Genomic DNA, 16,272 nt, shown 5'->3' on the forward strand with positions numbered 1-16,272 from the left:
AAAGGAGAGAGTTATGGGTTCATATCAACAAGTGTTAGTGGCACTGGATCTTCGTAAAGAAGGAGAGGCCATCATTCAAAAAGCAAAAAATGTCCTTGCCGAAGGTGGAGATCTACACCTGATTCATGTCGCTGAACCCATTGAAGCCGGTCTATGGGCGGGAGCACCTTTTGGGGCTGTTATCGTCAATACTGATGATATAGAACAAGAAGCAATAAAAGCCAAAACCAAACGTATTAATGAATTTGCAAAGAAGTATGGGGTGGCTGATGACCATTGCCATATTAAGGTTGGTAAGCCGTCTCGTGAAATTAAGAAATATGCAGAAGAGAGAAACTGCGATGTTATCGTAATAGGAACTCACGGCCAGCATGGCTGGGAACTATTGCTGGGTTCAACCGCCAACGGCGTATTGCATGGTTCGCCCTGTGATGTGCTGTGTGTTCAAATGCGAAAACCGAAAGATTAGACTTTAATAGTCCACAAAAAAAGGAGCTCATCAGCTCCTTTTTTTGTGCTTAACTATTTCTAGTTGTTGGACTTATCAGTTTTAAGAGGCTTCACTGTTATCAGCATCAACGGAAGCAGGGTTAAGTTCAGGAATAAGGCTACCGCCATCGCAAAACCTGTTAAAAGACCAAAATAGATAGATGGGATGAATTCAGACAGTGCCAGAATTGCAAAGCCGACAATAATGGTGACGCCCGTGTAGTAAATGGCTTTACCGATACTGCCATGACAGCGTTCCATGGTCGCCAAATAGTCATTGTCTTTTTTGAATTCATTCTTAAAGCGGTGTACATAGTGAATTGAATTATCCACTGCAATACCAATCACGATAGCCGCAATGGTAATCGTCATCATATCCATGGGTACGCCCATCCAGCCCATAATACCCAGTACCAGCGCAGCCGACAGTGCGTTCGGAATGGTGGCTAGAATAGCCAGCACGAATGAACGGAATAGCACCAGGAACATCAATAGAATAGCCAGATAAACAACGCCAATGGTCATTATCTGGGAGTCAAACAAGCTTTGTAGCATATTGTTGTAGAGCACCAGCATGCCAGTAAAGTGAACATGTTCCTGTTTGATACCAGCCTCATTCACAATAAAGTCGTTAATGTTTGCGATAAGGTCAGAGCGCTTGAGATCTGGGTTTGTTTCTTCTACACGGATATTGATTCGGGTTTGATCTCCGTCCTCTGAAAGGTATGGATCTAAAAGGGTTGCTCGAACATCGTCAGGCATTTCTTTGTGAACCAGAGACAAGGTCAATTCATCAGGATATTCTCCCTCATTCATCTCTTTTAGAACTTTAGTGGTTGTTGCTAACGATTGAACTTTACCTGTTACCCCAAGACTATCAATGTAGTCATGGATTTTTTCTAAAGTTTCAAGCTTGCTTCGAGTAAACCAGTAGCCAGGATCATAGGTAGAACTATCGAATTCATCACCGAATTCATCTTCAAACTCGTCATCGGCAAATAATGATTCCTCGTTCGGATCCGCATCTATCACAATGTCTAAAGGCGTTGTGCCGCCAAGTTCCTGATCGATTACTGTCATGCCCTGATAGATTTCAGTGGAAGGCTTGAAGTAATCAATAAAACGGTTTTCAACTTTCAGCTGAGAAATGCCATAGGCGCTGAACAGAATCAGGAGCACGGCTAAAGCAAAGATGGCTGGCTTGAATTTTACGCTGATGTTGTAAATCCAGTGCGTAATTTTGTATGTGATACTTGAGCCACTTTGGTGCTTTTCAGTACTTAGAAGTTGGATAAAACTTGGGAATACAATAAAGGTAACAACAAAGCCCAGCACCAGACCAATGGTCATGATCCAGCCAAAGTCGATTACTGGTCGAATGCCACTAATTAGTAGTGATATAAAAGCAACGATGGTAGTTAAAGCGGTATACAGACAAGGCCAATACATGGTCTTGATGGTTGCCTTTACACGCTCCATCTGTGAGCTGTCTGGGTTGTCGGAAATAAAATCACGATAATAAACTACCAGGTGGACATTAAGCGCCAGTACGGTAATCAATAATATTGACGGAAAGTTTGAGGATATTACCGTAATTCGCCAATCGAGATAACTTAACAGCCCTGCTAGAACCAGCACTGTGACCAGACAGGAAAATAATGGTATCAGTACCCATCGCACTTTGCCGAAGAATACAAATAAAGCAAGCATGATGAACAGAAGAATCCCAATACCAAATACCGTGATGTCATGTTGAATAAAATCCAACATGTCATTGGTGATCATTGAAATGCCGCCTAAATATAGCTCGGCAACATCACGATAGTCGTCCATTATCAGTCTGACATCTGCAATGATCTGACTTGTGCGCTCGGATACTTGTTTGCTATACGCATCGAACTCATCTTCCAGTTGTGCCAGACGTTTTGCTTCTTCTTCAGTCAGTTTCTGCTGACTACGTTTTTGGCGCAAATCATCACGGGCATCAAGTAATGAGAAGTAGCGTTCATCTCGCTCAAAATTGACCTGTATGGCGCTGGTTTCGCCATTGTCACCAACTAGCAGATTTGTATAGAGTGGGCTGCTGGTAAACTCTTCCAGAGCTTTTTGTTTATCAACACCTTCATCCATCAAGGTCGGAATTTCTGCAGAAAGGGCTTCAGCATCCAGTTTGATGCCATCCAGTAATGGAACATTAAGAATGCTATTGATATTGGCAACAGTTGGCAGCTGCTGTAAGCGATTTACCAGATCCTGTAATGAAGCCAGAGCTTCCTCGTCCATTAAACCAACGTTAGGCTTCCACGTTATAATCAGGAAATCATCAGAGCCGTAACGCTCATTAACCTGACGGTAATAATTGAGTGATTTATCATTTTCCAGTGTCAAAGATTCACCAGAGGCATCCAGGCGAAACTTAGGTAGCTGAGTAGCTGCAATAACTGAAAGAATAATGACCAGCGACAGGACAATTATCGGATGGTTTAATATGACTTTCTGATACAGCCTGAAAAAGAAATTCTCTTTATTATGTGTCATGGATGAGTTCCAAGTTTAGATATCAGTTTCTGGAGCGCGATAAAGTTTGGGCATAATGCGCACGGTTTTAATTAAATTGTCTTTTACTTGCAGGATTTCCATTGGATAACCATATAAACGTAATCCAGTTGCAGCCTGTGGAATAGTTTCAAGATATTCAGTAATTAGGCCATTCAATGTTTTAGGGCCGTCAGTAGGTAAATACCACTTCATTGAGCGATTCAGCTCACGAATGGTGATGGTTCCATCAACTAGATAGGTACCGTCATGCTGAGCTTGAATCTCTTTATTGATATTCGACATTTCAGTAGTGAAGTCGCCAACTATTTCTTCCAGAATATCGTCAAGAGTTACCAGCCCTTCAATATCGCCATATTCATCAACAACCAGCCCGACTCGGTCACGTTTACGCTGGAATTTCACAAGCTGGGTATGTAAAGGAGTACCTTCCGGAACATAATAAATGGGATCAAGGTAACTAAGAATTTCATCGATAGTAGGCTCTTCAAGCTCTAGAATTCTGCCGAAGTTGCGTGCGTGTAAAAAACCTTGTACCTGATCAATTTCTTCTTTGAATACCAATAGCCTGGTGTGAATACTGTTTCGAATCTGCTCTAAAATGAAATCCATGTCATCAGCTAGATCGATACCAGCGATTTCATTGCGCGGAACCATGATGTCATCAACTGTTACCGTTTCAAGATCCAGAATACTCAGAAGCATTTTCTGGTGACGGCGCGGGATCATTGCTCCGGCCTCATTAACTACCGTTCTAAGCTCTTCCTGACTTAAATGATCTTCTCCTTCGGCTCCAGCATTGACGCCAAACAGGCGTAGCAAACCATTAGCCAGAAAGCTGATGAGTTTAATAGCTGGTGATAATAACGTTGAAAGAGGTTTAAGAATCGGTGCTGCAAAGAACGCAATACGCTCTGGGAATAAAGCCGCCAATGTTTTAGGCGTCACTTCGGCAAATATCAGAATGACTACAGTTAACATCAAAGTTGCAGCAAATATACCACCTTCGCCCCAGAAGCGAATGGCAATTACCGTTGCAATGGCTGAAGCAAGAATATTAACAATATTATTGCCGAGCAATATGAGCCCGAGAAGTTTGTCCGGACGCTTGAGCATTTTATAGACCCGCTTTGCGCTACGATCACCATTTTTTGCTCGGTGTTTCAATCGATAACGATTGAGGGACATCATTCCTGTTTCTGAACTTGAGAAAAATGCAGACAGGAAGATCAGAAGGCCAAGAATGATAAACAGGGTGCTGGTCGACAGAGATTCCAAAAATTAACCTCGCTGCAGAATGTAATCCAGCACCAGTTTACTGCCAACGTAACCTAACGCGAGGATGACGAAAGCAATAATGCATAGCCGAGCAAACCGAATACCACTTAAACGGGATAACTTATACCCAAGGTAAAATGTACAGAAGCTGAACCAAGCAAGAGCTGAAAGAACAATTTTGTGTAGCGACTGAGCTCGTAATGCAGTATCGGGCTGCATAAAGCCTAGAATCAGGGCGATACCCAGGCTGATAATTCCTGATAGCACCAAAGCTGATAGAAATTGCTCCATTTGCATTAATGGCGGTAATAGCGGATGGATAGATGCTGGACGGCTACGTAATTTTTTATGTAGAAACAACAACAGGATACTTTGGAAAGTAGCAATCAGAAGTAAGCTAAAACCAATAACTGATAGCCATATATGCCAGAAAGCAAGGGCGTTTCCCTTAAGCATTATGATGTTTGGTTTTTCAGGAACTATGTTTAATAGAGAAACAAAGCCAGCAAAAAGACAGGCGTACAGCATCAAATGCGGGGTTTGATGGTTAAAACGATAAATGGCAATCAGCAACACCATGATCAGCGAAACTAGCGACAGGGTGTTGAATAGAGATAGATTTTGCCCGGTACCAGTTTCAATGGCCAGATAAAGCGCGTACAAATGAAGTGCGATTGGTGCCAGAGGCAGCCATTTTCCCCATTCTGGTACTTCTTTATCCGGGTGATTAAGGCGGAGAATAAAAAATACCGCCAATACAAGATAAGAAAGCCCGGTAATTATATCAATTAACACTGCCTTAAGGCCTTTAGTTTGTTGGAATTTTCTTAAACCGCCATTTTAGAGCAAAATAGCACTGAAACAAGCGCTATCTATGAGAATACTGCAACAAATACTACAACACGGGAGCTTGTATTTCGTTATAATGCCCCTAATTTTATAAAAGCCATTAATTTGAGATAAGCAACAATGTTTGACAGTTTAAGTGATCGTCTCTCCGGTGCCCTGAAAACACTAAAAGGAAAGGGCAAAATCAGTGAAGACAATATTAAGGATACGTTACGTGAAGTGCGCATGGCCTTGTTGGAGGCGGATGTTGCTTTGCCTGTGGTTAAAGCCTTTATTGGCGATGTAAAAGAGCGCGCTATGGGCGCAGAAGTTGGTAAGGCTCTCGATCCAGGCCAGGCTTTCATCAAAATCGTAAATGATGAATTGATTAAGGCGATGGGCGAGGCTAACGATGCCTTGAACCTGAGTGCCAAACCACCGGTCGTTATTTTGATGGCGGGTTTGCAGGGTGCGGGTAAAACGACCAGTGCCGGTAAACTGGCTCATTTACTCAAAACTCGTGAAAAGAAATCTGTAATGGTTGCCAGTGCGGACGTTTATCGCCCTGCGGCAATTAAACAGCTGGAAACTGTTGCTGGTGAAGTTGGTGCCACCTTCTTCCCAAGTTCAACCGAGCAAAAGCCAATTGATATTGCTAATAACGCCATTAAAGAGGCGAAAAAGCAGTTTATTGATGTGGTCATTATCGATACCGCCGGTCGCCTAGCCATTGATGAAGCCATGATGGAAGAGATCAAGGCACTACATGCCGCGATTGATCCTACAGAAACGCTCTTTGTGGTCGACTCCATGACAGGTCAGGATGCGGCCAATACCGCCAAAGCTTTCAATGATGCTTTACCGTTAACAGGTGTCATTCTGACCAAAGCCGATGGTGATGCGCGTGGTGGTGCGGCTTTATCGATCCGTCATATTACCGGTAAGCCTATCAAGTTCATTGGTATGGGCGAGAAAATCGACCAGCTTGAACCATTCCACCCAGAGCGTGTGGCTTCAAGAATTCTGGGCATGGGCGATGTCCTAAGTTTAATTGAAGAAGTTGAGCGCAAGGTCGACAAGAAGAAAGCGGAAAAAGTTGCCAAGAAAATCATGAAAGGCAAAGGCTTCGATCTTGGTGATTTTCGGGACCAGCTTTTACAAATGAATAATATGGGTGGTATGGCCGGCTTAATGGACAAACTGCCGGGCATGGGGCAAATCCCAGAAGCTGCCAAACAAAAAGCCATGAACAACAAAATGACTGATCGCATGATTGCAATGATCAACTCAATGACCCCCAAAGAGCGCGCCCGCCCTGAGCTTATCAAAGGTTCTCGTAAGAAACGTATTGCCAATGGTTCAGGCACGCAAATTCAGGACGTGAACCGTTTGCTCAAGCAATTCAATCAGATGCAGAAAATGATGAAGAAGCTTAAAGGCCCTGGTGGCATGATGAAAATGATGCGCGGCATGAAAGGTATGATGCCGCCGGGCGGTGGAATGGGTGGTGGGCCAGGTGGAATGCCTCCATTCGGTCGCTAAAAGCTCCTAATAGCTTCGTTAAATATCCTTAACTTTTTGTCTCATTTACTTCTAGTAAACTACGCCAAAAAGTTAAGGCATTTGCCTTGCTCTAGTAGCTTTTAAAATTCTTAGAATGGCTTAACTCACTGATTACTTTGTTAAAAATCCTTTTCTCGCAGGTTACTTACTGAAGTAAGCGCCCAGCTTGGAAAGGATTTTGTTTCGCACTAAGAGATTTCATTTAGCTAGAAAGTGTGTCCCAATTTAAGGCAAGGTCTATCACTTCTCTTCGGTAATAATTACGCTTCCTTTTTTTCTTTCCTCTTGAATGTACTCTTCCATAAGATCGATACCAGCCTTCATTTTCTTAAGATTCTCAGGCTGAATTTTCGCTGCAAATTCAAGACAGTCTTTACCGAAGGTGCTAACAAGATCTGGGATAGTGTTGCCTCCCCAAACGCTATTTATATTACATGCAACCTGAACCCTTTCGCAGGCGTTTACATTAATCTTAAGTCTGCTTCCAGTACATTTAGGGAATTCATCCTTCAGGTAAGCCAGGTAATTTTCCGCTACACCAAGGTTACTATACTGCCGGTAGATATCTGTTGATGACTTAACTATCTGTTCTTTTTGTTCTAGTGGGATGAGTGACTTTATATAGTCAAAATGCTGTGAAAGCTCTTTACTTCCGTCTTCTTTCGCTACTCTGGCCCAAGCGTAAGCCTTTTCAATATTTTTTTCGCCAGTCAATCCATTCATGTAGATGACGGATAAAATATATTGAGAGTATTTGTCACCGGCCTTGGCTAGTTGTGAGTAAAGCTGTTGCGACTCTTCGTATTGTTCGTTTTGGAATAGCTCGTCTGCTTTTGCTATATCGGACTCATTAATCACGTAAAACTCTTGGTTGCTAGCAAAAACTGTCTGAGAGCCAGATAGTAGAACGAAAGTAAGTAGTAATTTTTTGATATGCATAATCCTTTTTTCCTTTGCTCTTTAAATTGTTGCCATTTCTAAGACGTTACTGGAATTAGAACGGTGACAAAATATATTCAACTGAAACATGGGCTAGTAAGACAGTAGAATGGGTCGGCTGCTGAGAATATACCTTACCTAGGTAAGTAAATCAGGATTAGGCTAATATCTACCTAACCCTGATTAATGTGAAGTGTGACAGAAGTTAAAAGTCAAACAGTTCGCCGAGCAGGCTTTTCTTCTTTTTGCGTTTGTAATGATCGTTATTGCTGTAGCCATGATCTCGATATTTGGATTCTTTGTAGAGATCATCACGATATCTAGGCTCTTGAGCTTGAGATTGTGGTGTTGCAGCTTGAGCGGGTGCTGAGCGTTCAATAATTTTATCCAGCTCCCCTCGGTCTAGCCAAACCCCGCGGCATTTGGGGCAATAGTCTATTTCAATTCCTTCACGAGTAGTCATGGCTAAATCAACACCGTCACAAACAGGGCATTGCATTATGGTAACTCCTTTAACATTATGATTAATAATCGATGTATTTATTTATACCAATATCGGGGATACTTGAGTATCAATCAAGATTAAAGATTCGTCAGTAAATGTAACAACGCCGAATAAAAGCCATTAACTATAATTTTGACTGGGATTTTTGGAACGAATTTGTAGGGGCGGGGAAGCTAAACTCCCGCTATTTGCAAAATCTTTGGAATAGGACGGTAAATAAAGGGTTTTTTTTAGGTAAAATCGTTTCCAAATACCATGTATTTAATGTAAAATTCGCGCTCTTAAAATTTTGAAAGCCCTTAAAAGCCTCAATTCCTGGCGCTTTTTGGGCTGTTTTGTACTTAAAACAGAGGATTTGAACGTATGGTAACCATTCGTTTAGCTCGTGGTGGTTCTAAAAAACGCCCATTTTACCATGTAGTAGTTGCTGATGTTCGCGCACGTCGTGACGGCCGTTTCATCGAGCGTGTTGGTTTCTTCAACCCAGTTGCACGTGGTAACGAAGAGCGTTTACGCCTTGATAACGACCGTATCCAACACTGGATCGGTGAAGGCGCGCAAACAACTGACCGCGTAGCTGCTTTAATTAAACAAGCTACTAAAGCTTAATTAAATCGTTGTAACAAACTGATTTAATAGGTTTTTTATGTCTGAAGTTTTTAAGCCGCTGATTGTCGGTAAATTAAACGGAGCTTCTGGCATAAAAGGGTGGGTAAAAGTCTATTCTTATACCGACCCGAAGGAGAATATCCTGAATTATAGTCCATGGTATTTGAAGCTGGATGGCCAATGGCAAAAAGTTTCAATTATTAATGGGCGTGAACAGGGTAAGACTGTGGTAGCCCAGCTTGAAGGTTGTAATGACCGAAATACGGCTGAGAGTTACCGTGGCGTTGAGATTGCAATCGAAGAGTCTCAACTGCCTCAGCTTGAAGATGGTGAGTATTACTGGCGTGATCTGATTGGATTAACGGTGGTAAACCTTGCTGGTGAAGAGCTGGGAACAGTCAAGAAAATGATGGAAACAGGTGCTAATGACGTATTAGTAGTTAAAACAGCTTCGAAAGAAGAGCTATTAATACCCTATGTACCTGAGTATAGCGTGATGAAAGTCGATCTGGATTCTAAGCAGATTACGGTTGACTGGGAGTTAGACTATCAGTCATGAATGACATGAGGTTCAGCGCATGAACATTCATGTGATTTCTTTGTTTCCTGCCATGTTCGATGGCGTAATGGAACAAGGCGTAGTTGGCAGGGCGGTTAAGCAAGGTAAAGTGAACTTTGCGGTAACTAACCCCAGGGACTTCACAACGGACAAGCATAGAACCGTTGATGACAGACCTTATGGTGGTGGCCCTGGCATGTTAATGATGACCCAGCCACTGACCGAAGCTATACGTTACGCTGAAACTCGAATGAGTTTGCAGGAACCATCACAACCTGTTTACAAAATATATCTGTCGCCACAGGGACGCAGACTTAACCACCAGGTGGTTAAGGATTTGGCCGAGAAGCCTAACCTGTTACTAGTAGCAGGGCGTTATGAAGGTATCGATGAACGCATCATTGAATCAGAAATTGATGATGAAATTTCACTCGGTGACTTTGTATTAAGTGGTGGCGAGATTGCAGCTATGGCTGTGATCGATGCAGTAGTCAGAATGCAGCCGGGGGTGCTCGGACATGAAGACTCTGCGGTTGAGGACTCTTTTGCGGAGGGTTTGTTGGATCATCCGCATTATACTAGACCTGAGGTTTTCGAAGGTCGGCAGGTCCCGCCCATATTGCTCAGTGGCGATCATGATAACATTCGTCGCTGGAGGCTGAAGCAATCTCTGGGGAGAACCTGGTTGAGACGTAAGGATTTGTTGGACGTCATGCAATTGAATGACGAGCAGCAAAAACTCTTACAGGAATTTATTGAAGAATACGAAGCACATTTGAGCAAGTAGTCTTCCAACGATTAATTTTGAACGAGCGAGAGCTCGAATGAGGAGCATACAGCCATGAGTAACATCATCCAGCAATTAGAAGCTGAGCAAATGACTAAAGAAGTACCAACATTTGGTGCCGGTGATACCGTTATTGTTCAGGTTAAAGTTAAAGAAGGTAACCGTGAGCGTTTACAGGCTTTTGAAGGTGTTGTAATTGCAAAGCGTAACCGTGGTCTTAATTCTGCGTTCACAGTGCGTAAGATTTCTTCTGGTGTAGGCGTTGAGCGTACATTCCAGACATACAGCCCACTGATCGACAGCATTGAAGTTAAACGTCGTGGTGATGTTCGTAAAGCGAAAATCTACTACTTGCGTGAGCGTTCAGGTAAATCTGCACGTATTAAAGAAAAATTGGCTAATAGAAAGTAATCGCCTTTTTTCTCCAGAAAAAGCAGTCTCAGGACTGCTTTTTTTGTGCCTGTATCATGGTAATCTGGTAAAGTCTATGCACTTTAGATTGTGATGTCCGGGTATGAGCGAACAGATTATTGAACAGTTTTGCGATCAGGTATGGATGGAGCAGGGGTTATCTGATGCAACTTTGTCCAGTTATCGTAGCGATCTGAAATTATTCAGCAAATGGCTGCAGAAGCAGGGAAAAACTTTAACTAACTCTGCCCCGTCAGATATTCAGCAATATCTAGCTGAACGCTACAGTAAACAATATAGCAGTCGCTCTACAGCTCGATTTCTATCTTCTGCGCGTAAATTTTACCGTTATCTTCTTCAGTCTAATCAGATTAAAGTTGACCCCACCCAACAGATTGAGAGCCCCAAGATACAACCACCTGTACCTAAGTCACTGAGCGAGGATGAGGTTGATAATTTACTCAGCCAACCCGATCTGGATACAGCTCTTGGTTTGCGTGATAAAGCGATGTTGGAATTGCTCTATAGCAGTGGATTACGGATAACCGAACTTATCTCTGTCGAAATGAATCAGATTGGATTTCAGCAAGGCGTGATGCGAGTGATTGGTAAGGGTAATAAGGAACGCATAGTACCGATTGGTGAGGAAGCTCTACAGGCAATAGCGCAGTACATACGACACGGGAGGGCTGAATTGGCCAATGAAAAAGTGTCTGACTGGTTATTCTTGAGCACAAGAGGGCAGCGCATGACCCGCCAGACTTTTTGGCATCGTATAAAGTTTTATGCAAAAACTGCAGGTATTCGTAAACACCTGTCGCCCCATACCCTACGTCATGCGTTTGCTACGCACCTACTTAATCATGGTGCTGATTTAAGAACCTTGCAAATGTTGTTGGGGCATAGTGATTTATCAACTACGCAAATCTATACCTATGTTGCTAAAGAGCGGCTGAAGCAATTGCATAGCCAGCATCATCCTCGAGGTTAGTCAGGTTACCATTTTAGGGTGTAAAAGTTTGTAAATCGGCTTAATTCCTTGCCTTAGGCTAGCTAGAATGAAAAAACTAACGGTGCGCTCGTTATCTTTGGGTGAACCTTCTAAATTTTAATTGACGTCCTGGAGTTCCTATTCAATGAAAAAGCTGTTTGTTCTTTTAATCGTTAGCTTTTGTATACCACTTGCTACTGCAGCCAGTAAAGCTCTCAGCGAAGAGGAAATAATAGCAATGCTTGAAGCGCGCTTCCCGGGAGCGGTCATCGAGCATGTAGCTCCATCCGAAGTTGACTCCCTCTATTCTTTCGTACTGCAAGGAGACCTCTATTACATCTCCAATGATGGTAAGTATTTGATTGATGGAAAGATGCTGGATATTTCTGAAGAGAAAATTCGTAATATCTCAATGGAACGCATGAGTCAGATTGATCAGATGAAATCACCAATGCGTAAGCGTGAAATGGCTAAAGTGAAAGATGACGACATGGTGATTTTCAAGGCACCCAATGAAGAGCATGTTATAAGCGTTTTTACTGACATCGACTGTGGTTACTGTCAGAAAATGCATCGTGAGCGTGATGATTATCTAAGTAGAGGGATTACCATTCGTTATCTGGCATTTCCAAGAGCAGGTTTGAACTCATCCTCAGCTGATAAACTAAAAGGTATTTGGTGTGCAAAGGATCAGCAGACAGCTATGACGGAAGCGAAAATTGACCGCAAGTATCGTGAAGGTAATTGTCAAACGCCATTCGCAGAGCAAATGAGTCTGGTTCGTAAATTCGGTATCCGTGGTACTCCAGGAATCATCCTGGAAAATGGTGACTTAATTGGTGGCTACTTGCCAGCTGAGATTATGCGTCAGCGCCTTGACCAGTTAAAGAAAGAGCAAAAATAAGCTAATACCAAACCTTCCAAAAGGCCTGCTTTGTTTATGATAAAGCAGGTTTTTTTCATTTTAGAGTGGCGCTAAATTTAATTTACTATGGGTAGAGAAGTGCCAGAACATTCCTTCCATCGCTGGCCAGAATAGTATAAGTGCGGCAGGCGGCATCGGTCGCCATTACCTCGAGCGGCGTCCCCATCATCTGAGCCGCCTCCAGTAAGTCCCAGGAAGGAAAGTCTTGATTTTCACCCGTTCCTAGAATAACTACTTCGTAGCTTGCAATATCAAGTTCGGTTAAAGTTTGCTTATCCAGCTTTGAGACTTTATCTGGCAACAAATTGTCGTACAAGTCTTCAAGGCCAAGAGCAATTGGGACCTGATATGTCGCATCATTAATGATAATAGAACCTTTGCGATAGGATCGTATGGTGTAACGACCACTAGTCTTGTCTTGCGAAAAATCCATAGAAGGTTTTAATCGGTTGTGATGTGTCACTATAATAGCAACTCATTGATTGCCTGATCAAAGCGTCAATTTCTCAACAACTAATAATTAATATGCAGAAACTCATTCGACAACGCCAGCTCAACCAAGAAGCTCAGCCTCTAACTTCCAGTCCGGTTCTCAACCGAGTGTACGCCTCTCGCGGAGTTGAAGATCCTGATGAGCTGGATTACAGCTTGACGAAACTTTTGCCATACCATCAATTGAAAGGGATAGACGCTGCGGTGAACCTTTTGTTTGAGGCTATTCATCAGCAAAGTCGCATTTTGATTGTCGGTGACTTTGATGCTGACGGAGCCACCAGCAGCGCTTTGACTAAATTGGTTTTAACCAGATTTGGTGCGAAGCATGTGGGCTTCCTGGTGCCAAATAGATTTGAGTTTGGTTATGGCTTGTCACCTGAGTTAGTTGAAGTTGCCAAAGAGTCTTGCCCAGATTTAATTGTTACTGTGGATAATGGCATATCCAGCATAGCTGGCGTCGAGGCTGCAAAAAAGCATGGAATTAAGGTGTTGGTTACGGACCATCACTTGGCAGGTGAACAACTTCCAGAAGCTGATGCGATAGTCAATCCAAACCAGCCAGGCGATTTATTCCCCAGTAAAAATTTGGCGGGTGTTGGCGTAGTCTTTTATGTGTTATTGGCGCTGAGAGCTCGATTAAGAGAAGAGAACTGGTTCGAAAACCAGTCCATTGAGGAACCAAATTTAGCGCACTATCTGGATATTGTTGCATTAGGAACTGTTGCCGATGTGGTGCCTCTAGATGCGAATAATCGACTTTTAGTTCACAACGGATTGCGACTGATAAGAGCAGGCCGATGCCGACCGGGTATCAGTGCATTATTGCAGTTAGCCAAGCGTCAACTGTCTAAAGTTACAGCTATGGATCTGGGTTTTGCGGTAGGCCCGCGTCTAAATGCAGCTGGTAGGCTTGATGATATGGCGATTGGTATCGAATGTCTGTTGTCAGAAAATGAAGCTAAGGCCAATGAACTTGCAGAAATTCTGCACAGCCTGAACAGCGACAGGCAGCAGGTTGAGCAGGAAATGCAGGACGAAGCATTGTCAAAGCTACAGGAAATAGACTGGCATAGTGATGAACGAGCTCACTCGATTTGTTTGTATGAACCACACTGGCATCAGGGCGTGGTTGGCTTGCTGGCTTCGCGTATCAAAGAGAGAGTGAACAAGCCCTGTATCGTTTTTGCCAATGCTGACGAGACTAGTGTAAAAGGTTCAGCGCGTTCGGTTAAGGAAGTACACATAAGAGATGCTCTGGCTTTGGTTGATAGTCGTCATCCGCAGTTAATAGAAAAGTTTGGTGGGCATGCAATGGCCGCTGGACTTTCGCTGGCACTAGATAATTTGGACTCTTTTCAGAAGGCGTTTGAGCAAGCGGTTACTGACCTGTTAAAAGGTAAACCTATCGAGGACGTTATTGAGACCGACGGTCCATTGAGTACTGAGGAGTTGACTTTAGATACTGCGCAAGAACTCAGTAATGCAGGTCCTTTTGGTCAGGGTTTTCCGGAGCCAGCGTTTGATGGTGAATTCGAGGTACTGAATCACCGGATTGTTGGAGAGAACCATTTAAAATTAACCTTGAGAAGCTCGGAGCAAGACAATGCCGTGCAGGCTATTGCCTTTAGAATAGATGTTGAGGAATGGTTAGCGCAGCCTGCCAGCAGAATTCGAGCAGTCTATAAGCCTGATATTAATGATTATTTTAATGTGCCAGAGCTGCAGCTTTTAATTCAGTATTTTGAACGTCTGGCTTAAACAGAAAATAAGCCAGACGCATTAGGGTTTACGACTGGCGCTCAGGTATCGCGGCATCGCAGGCTTCAGGATCGCCTGTCCAATTGGTAGTTACAACACGTCCTTCCTGGTTATATCCTACCTGCACACGGCAATGAACTTCTTCGCGGCCACCAAATAAGGTTGTGCCTATGCTACCGAAAAAGTTACCACCAAATCCGCCAACACCTACTCGCATAGAGGGCTTGTTCTTAATATCGCGGGTATTCCATTCAGCGTAGGTCAAGTCATTAACCTGTTGCTCTCCAGTTGGCAGGCCCCAGGTCTGAATTAAGGTTTCAATTTCAGCGCCCTGCCAGGCAGTAAGTTTACTATCGATTTCGGCCGGTTGTGCAGTACTACAACCTGATAACGATGCGCTCATTATGAGACCGATGAGGCTAAGCTTTATAACGGATTTTTGGATCATGACAGCTTCCTGTTTCTGCTCTTAATGAGTAAGAGTGTTGCAAAAGATGCGTCAACTTGCCAGTAATTGCTCTTAAATTAACCATATATCGTGACACTTTTGTAAATTTTATTGAGCAAATTCGCAACTTTGCCTTTCCTTCGCTAGAATGGCTACCATAAATTTACGATATTAAAAACAAGAGGATAGCAATGAAATTACCTGTTGATACTGCCCAGATAACTAGCTTTGCCGAGAATAGCTGGCAAGTGATGATGGATTATGCGCCCAAAGTGATTTCTGCACTTGTGGTTCTGGTCATTGGTCTGATCATTATTCGAATGATCGTCAATGGTGTTCGCAAAGCTTTTGAAAAGAAAAAGTTTGATGTCACATTGCAGCGCTTCTTGGTTAGCATGATTAGTATTTTGTTGAAAGCTGCGCTAGCCATTACCGTAATTGGCATGCTCGGCATACAAATGACAACCTTTGTTGCCATGCTGGGTGCTGCTGGTTTAGCTATCGGTTTGGCTCTTTCGGGGACATTACAAAACTTCGCCGGTGGAGTCATCCTTCTGATACTACGCCCTTACAGAGTAGGAGACTTTGTTGAAATGCAGGGGCACTCTGGAACCGTTAAAGAGATTCAGATTTTCAATACTATTATGACCACTCCAGACAACAAAACGATTATTATCCCTAACTCGCCAATCTCTACTGGCTCAATGATTAATTACAGTACTCAGCCTAAGCGTCGTGTCGACTTTACCATTGGCATTGGATATGACGATGATATCGATAAAGCACGTGAAGTTATTTTAGGTGTCATCACAAAAGATGAGCGAGTCCATAAAGACCCTGAGCCATTCATCGCTGTTTCAGCACTGGCCGACAGTTCGGTCAATTTCGTGCTTCGAGTGTGGGCCGACAGTGGCGATTACTGGGGGGTATACTTCGAGAATCTGGAAGCCATCAAAAAGGCACTAGATGCCAACAATATCAGCATTCCTTATCCACAAAGGGATGTGCACTTGCATACTGTTGAAAAATAAGCCGTTTTTAGTGATTAATGAAGGCACCTTGGGGTGCCTTTTTTTATGTGCGAGAAAAATTCAGCACTAAAAGGTAGTGCCAATAAAGGCTAGAAACTGT

The 16,272-nt window shown here is 43.1% G+C and carries 17 protein-coding genes; 10 read left to right on the top strand and 7 right to left on the bottom strand.

Annotation, left to right across the window (positions count from 1 at the left end; genetic code table 11):
* Nucleotides 1–13: 13 nt before the first annotated feature.
* Nucleotides 14–469 carry a universal stress protein gene (locus tag CW740_RS03760; RefSeq protein WP_106646282.1) on the top strand — a complete coding sequence of 152 codons (456 nt, stop codon included), beginning with the start codon at nucleotides 14–16 and terminating at the stop codon, nucleotides 467–469.
* A 59-nt stretch (nucleotides 470–528) separates the two neighbouring features.
* On the opposite strand, the gene CW740_RS03765 is transcribed toward CW740_RS03760, so the two are convergent.
* Genes CW740_RS03765 through CW740_RS03775 form a run of 3 tightly spaced genes read right to left on the bottom strand, consistent with a single transcriptional unit; the run spans nucleotide 529 to nucleotide 5,118 of the window.
* Nucleotides 529–3,027 carry an efflux RND transporter permease subunit gene (locus CW740_RS03765; protein WP_106646283.1) on the bottom strand — a complete coding sequence of 833 codons (2,499 nt, stop codon included), beginning with the start codon at nucleotides 3,025–3,027 and terminating at the stop codon, nucleotides 529–531.
* A 15-nt stretch (nucleotides 3,028–3,042) separates the two neighbouring features.
* Nucleotides 3,043–4,323, bottom strand: coding sequence for an HlyC/CorC family transporter (locus tag CW740_RS03770; RefSeq protein ID WP_106646284.1), 1,281 nt, complete (start codon nucleotides 4,321–4,323; stop codon nucleotides 3,043–3,045).
* A 3-nt stretch (nucleotides 4,324–4,326) separates the two neighbouring features.
* The gene (locus CW740_RS03775) at nucleotides 4,327–5,118 is read right to left on the bottom strand and encodes a cytochrome C assembly family protein (RefSeq protein ID WP_106646285.1); all 792 of its coding nucleotides are present in this window, start codon (nucleotides 5,116–5,118) and stop codon (nucleotides 4,327–4,329) included.
* 174 nt (nucleotides 5,119–5,292) lie between these two features.
* Here CW740_RS03775 and ffh point away from each other — a divergent pair, with 174 nt between their 5' ends.
* Nucleotides 5,293–6,693: a signal recognition particle protein gene (gene ffh, locus CW740_RS03780; RefSeq protein ID WP_106646286.1), complete on the top strand. Its 1,401-nt coding sequence runs from the start codon at nucleotides 5,293–5,295 to the stop codon at nucleotides 6,691–6,693.
* A 261-nt stretch (nucleotides 6,694–6,954) separates the two neighbouring features.
* Here the strand turns inward: ffh and CW740_RS03785 are convergent, their stop codons facing one another.
* Together CW740_RS03785 and CW740_RS03790 are read right to left on the bottom strand one after the other, a co-directional pair.
* The gene (locus CW740_RS03785) at nucleotides 6,955–7,653 is read right to left on the bottom strand and encodes an SEL1-like repeat protein (protein ID WP_106646287.1); all 699 of its coding nucleotides are present in this window, start codon (nucleotides 7,651–7,653) and stop codon (nucleotides 6,955–6,957) included.
* Between the two features lie 205 nt (nucleotides 7,654–7,858).
* Nucleotides 7,859–8,152: a TFIIB-type zinc ribbon-containing protein gene (locus tag CW740_RS03790; RefSeq protein ID WP_106646288.1), complete on the bottom strand. Its 294-nt coding sequence runs from the start codon at nucleotides 8,150–8,152 to the stop codon at nucleotides 7,859–7,861.
* Nucleotides 8,153–8,521: 369 nt separating this feature from the next.
* On the opposite strand from CW740_RS03790, the gene rpsP reads away from it, so the two are divergent.
* The 6 genes from rpsP to CW740_RS03820 all read left to right on the top strand — a co-directional run bounded on the left by rpsP (nucleotide 8,522) and on the right by CW740_RS03820 (nucleotide 12,419).
* On the top strand, nucleotides 8,522–8,767 hold the full coding sequence (rpsP, locus tag CW740_RS03795; protein ID WP_106646289.1) for a 30S ribosomal protein S16: 246 nt from the start codon (nucleotides 8,522–8,524) through the stop codon (nucleotides 8,765–8,767).
* Nucleotides 8,768–8,804: 37 nt separating this feature from the next.
* Nucleotides 8,805–9,326 carry a ribosome maturation factor RimM gene (gene rimM / locus CW740_RS03800; protein ID WP_106646290.1) on the top strand — a complete coding sequence of 174 codons (522 nt, stop codon included), beginning with the start codon at nucleotides 8,805–8,807 and terminating at the stop codon, nucleotides 9,324–9,326.
* A gap of 19 nt (nucleotides 9,327–9,345) precedes the next feature.
* Nucleotides 9,346–10,113 carry a tRNA (guanosine(37)-N1)-methyltransferase TrmD gene (gene trmD / locus CW740_RS03805; protein WP_106646291.1) on the top strand — a complete coding sequence of 256 codons (768 nt, stop codon included), beginning with the start codon at nucleotides 9,346–9,348 and terminating at the stop codon, nucleotides 10,111–10,113.
* Nucleotides 10,114–10,167: 54 nt separating this feature from the next.
* On the top strand, nucleotides 10,168–10,524 hold the full coding sequence (rplS, locus tag CW740_RS03810; protein WP_106646292.1) for a 50S ribosomal protein L19: 357 nt from the start codon (nucleotides 10,168–10,170) through the stop codon (nucleotides 10,522–10,524).
* Nucleotides 10,525–10,627: 103 nt separating this feature from the next.
* Nucleotides 10,628–11,515 (top strand): site-specific tyrosine recombinase XerD, encoded by an 888-nt coding sequence (gene xerD, locus CW740_RS03815; protein ID WP_106646293.1) that lies wholly within the window; start codon nucleotides 10,628–10,630, stop codon nucleotides 11,513–11,515.
* A 145-nt stretch (nucleotides 11,516–11,660) separates the two neighbouring features.
* The gene (locus tag CW740_RS03820; RefSeq protein WP_106646294.1) at nucleotides 11,661–12,419 is read left to right on the top strand and encodes a thioredoxin fold domain-containing protein; all 759 of its coding nucleotides are present in this window, start codon (nucleotides 11,661–11,663) and stop codon (nucleotides 12,417–12,419) included.
* 85 nt (nucleotides 12,420–12,504) lie between these two features.
* Here the strand turns inward: CW740_RS03820 and CW740_RS03825 are convergent, their stop codons facing one another.
* On the bottom strand, nucleotides 12,505–12,873 hold the full coding sequence (locus CW740_RS03825; protein WP_106646295.1) for an Mth938-like domain-containing protein: 369 nt from the start codon (nucleotides 12,871–12,873) through the stop codon (nucleotides 12,505–12,507).
* Between the two features lie 92 nt (nucleotides 12,874–12,965).
* Here CW740_RS03825 and recJ point away from each other — a divergent pair, with 92 nt between their 5' ends.
* Nucleotides 12,966–14,693 carry a single-stranded-DNA-specific exonuclease RecJ gene (recJ, locus tag CW740_RS03830; protein ID WP_106646296.1) on the top strand — a complete coding sequence of 576 codons (1,728 nt, stop codon included), beginning with the start codon at nucleotides 12,966–12,968 and terminating at the stop codon, nucleotides 14,691–14,693.
* 28 nt (nucleotides 14,694–14,721) lie between these two features.
* Here recJ and CW740_RS03835 read toward each other — a convergent pair whose 3' ends face one another.
* The gene (locus tag CW740_RS03835; protein WP_106646297.1) at nucleotides 14,722–15,141 is read right to left on the bottom strand and encodes a hypothetical protein; all 420 of its coding nucleotides are present in this window, start codon (nucleotides 15,139–15,141) and stop codon (nucleotides 14,722–14,724) included.
* 191 nt (nucleotides 15,142–15,332) lie between these two features.
* Between CW740_RS03835 and CW740_RS03840 the strand changes: the two genes are divergently transcribed.
* Nucleotides 15,333–16,172: a mechanosensitive ion channel family protein gene (locus CW740_RS03840; RefSeq protein WP_106646298.1), complete on the top strand. Its 840-nt coding sequence runs from the start codon at nucleotides 15,333–15,335 to the stop codon at nucleotides 16,170–16,172.
* Nucleotides 16,173–16,272 lie beyond the last annotated feature (100 nt).

It is taken from the genome of Kangiella profundi, from assembly GCF_002838765.1.
Classification (GTDB): Bacteria; Pseudomonadota; Gammaproteobacteria; order Enterobacterales; family Kangiellaceae; genus Kangiella; species Kangiella profundi.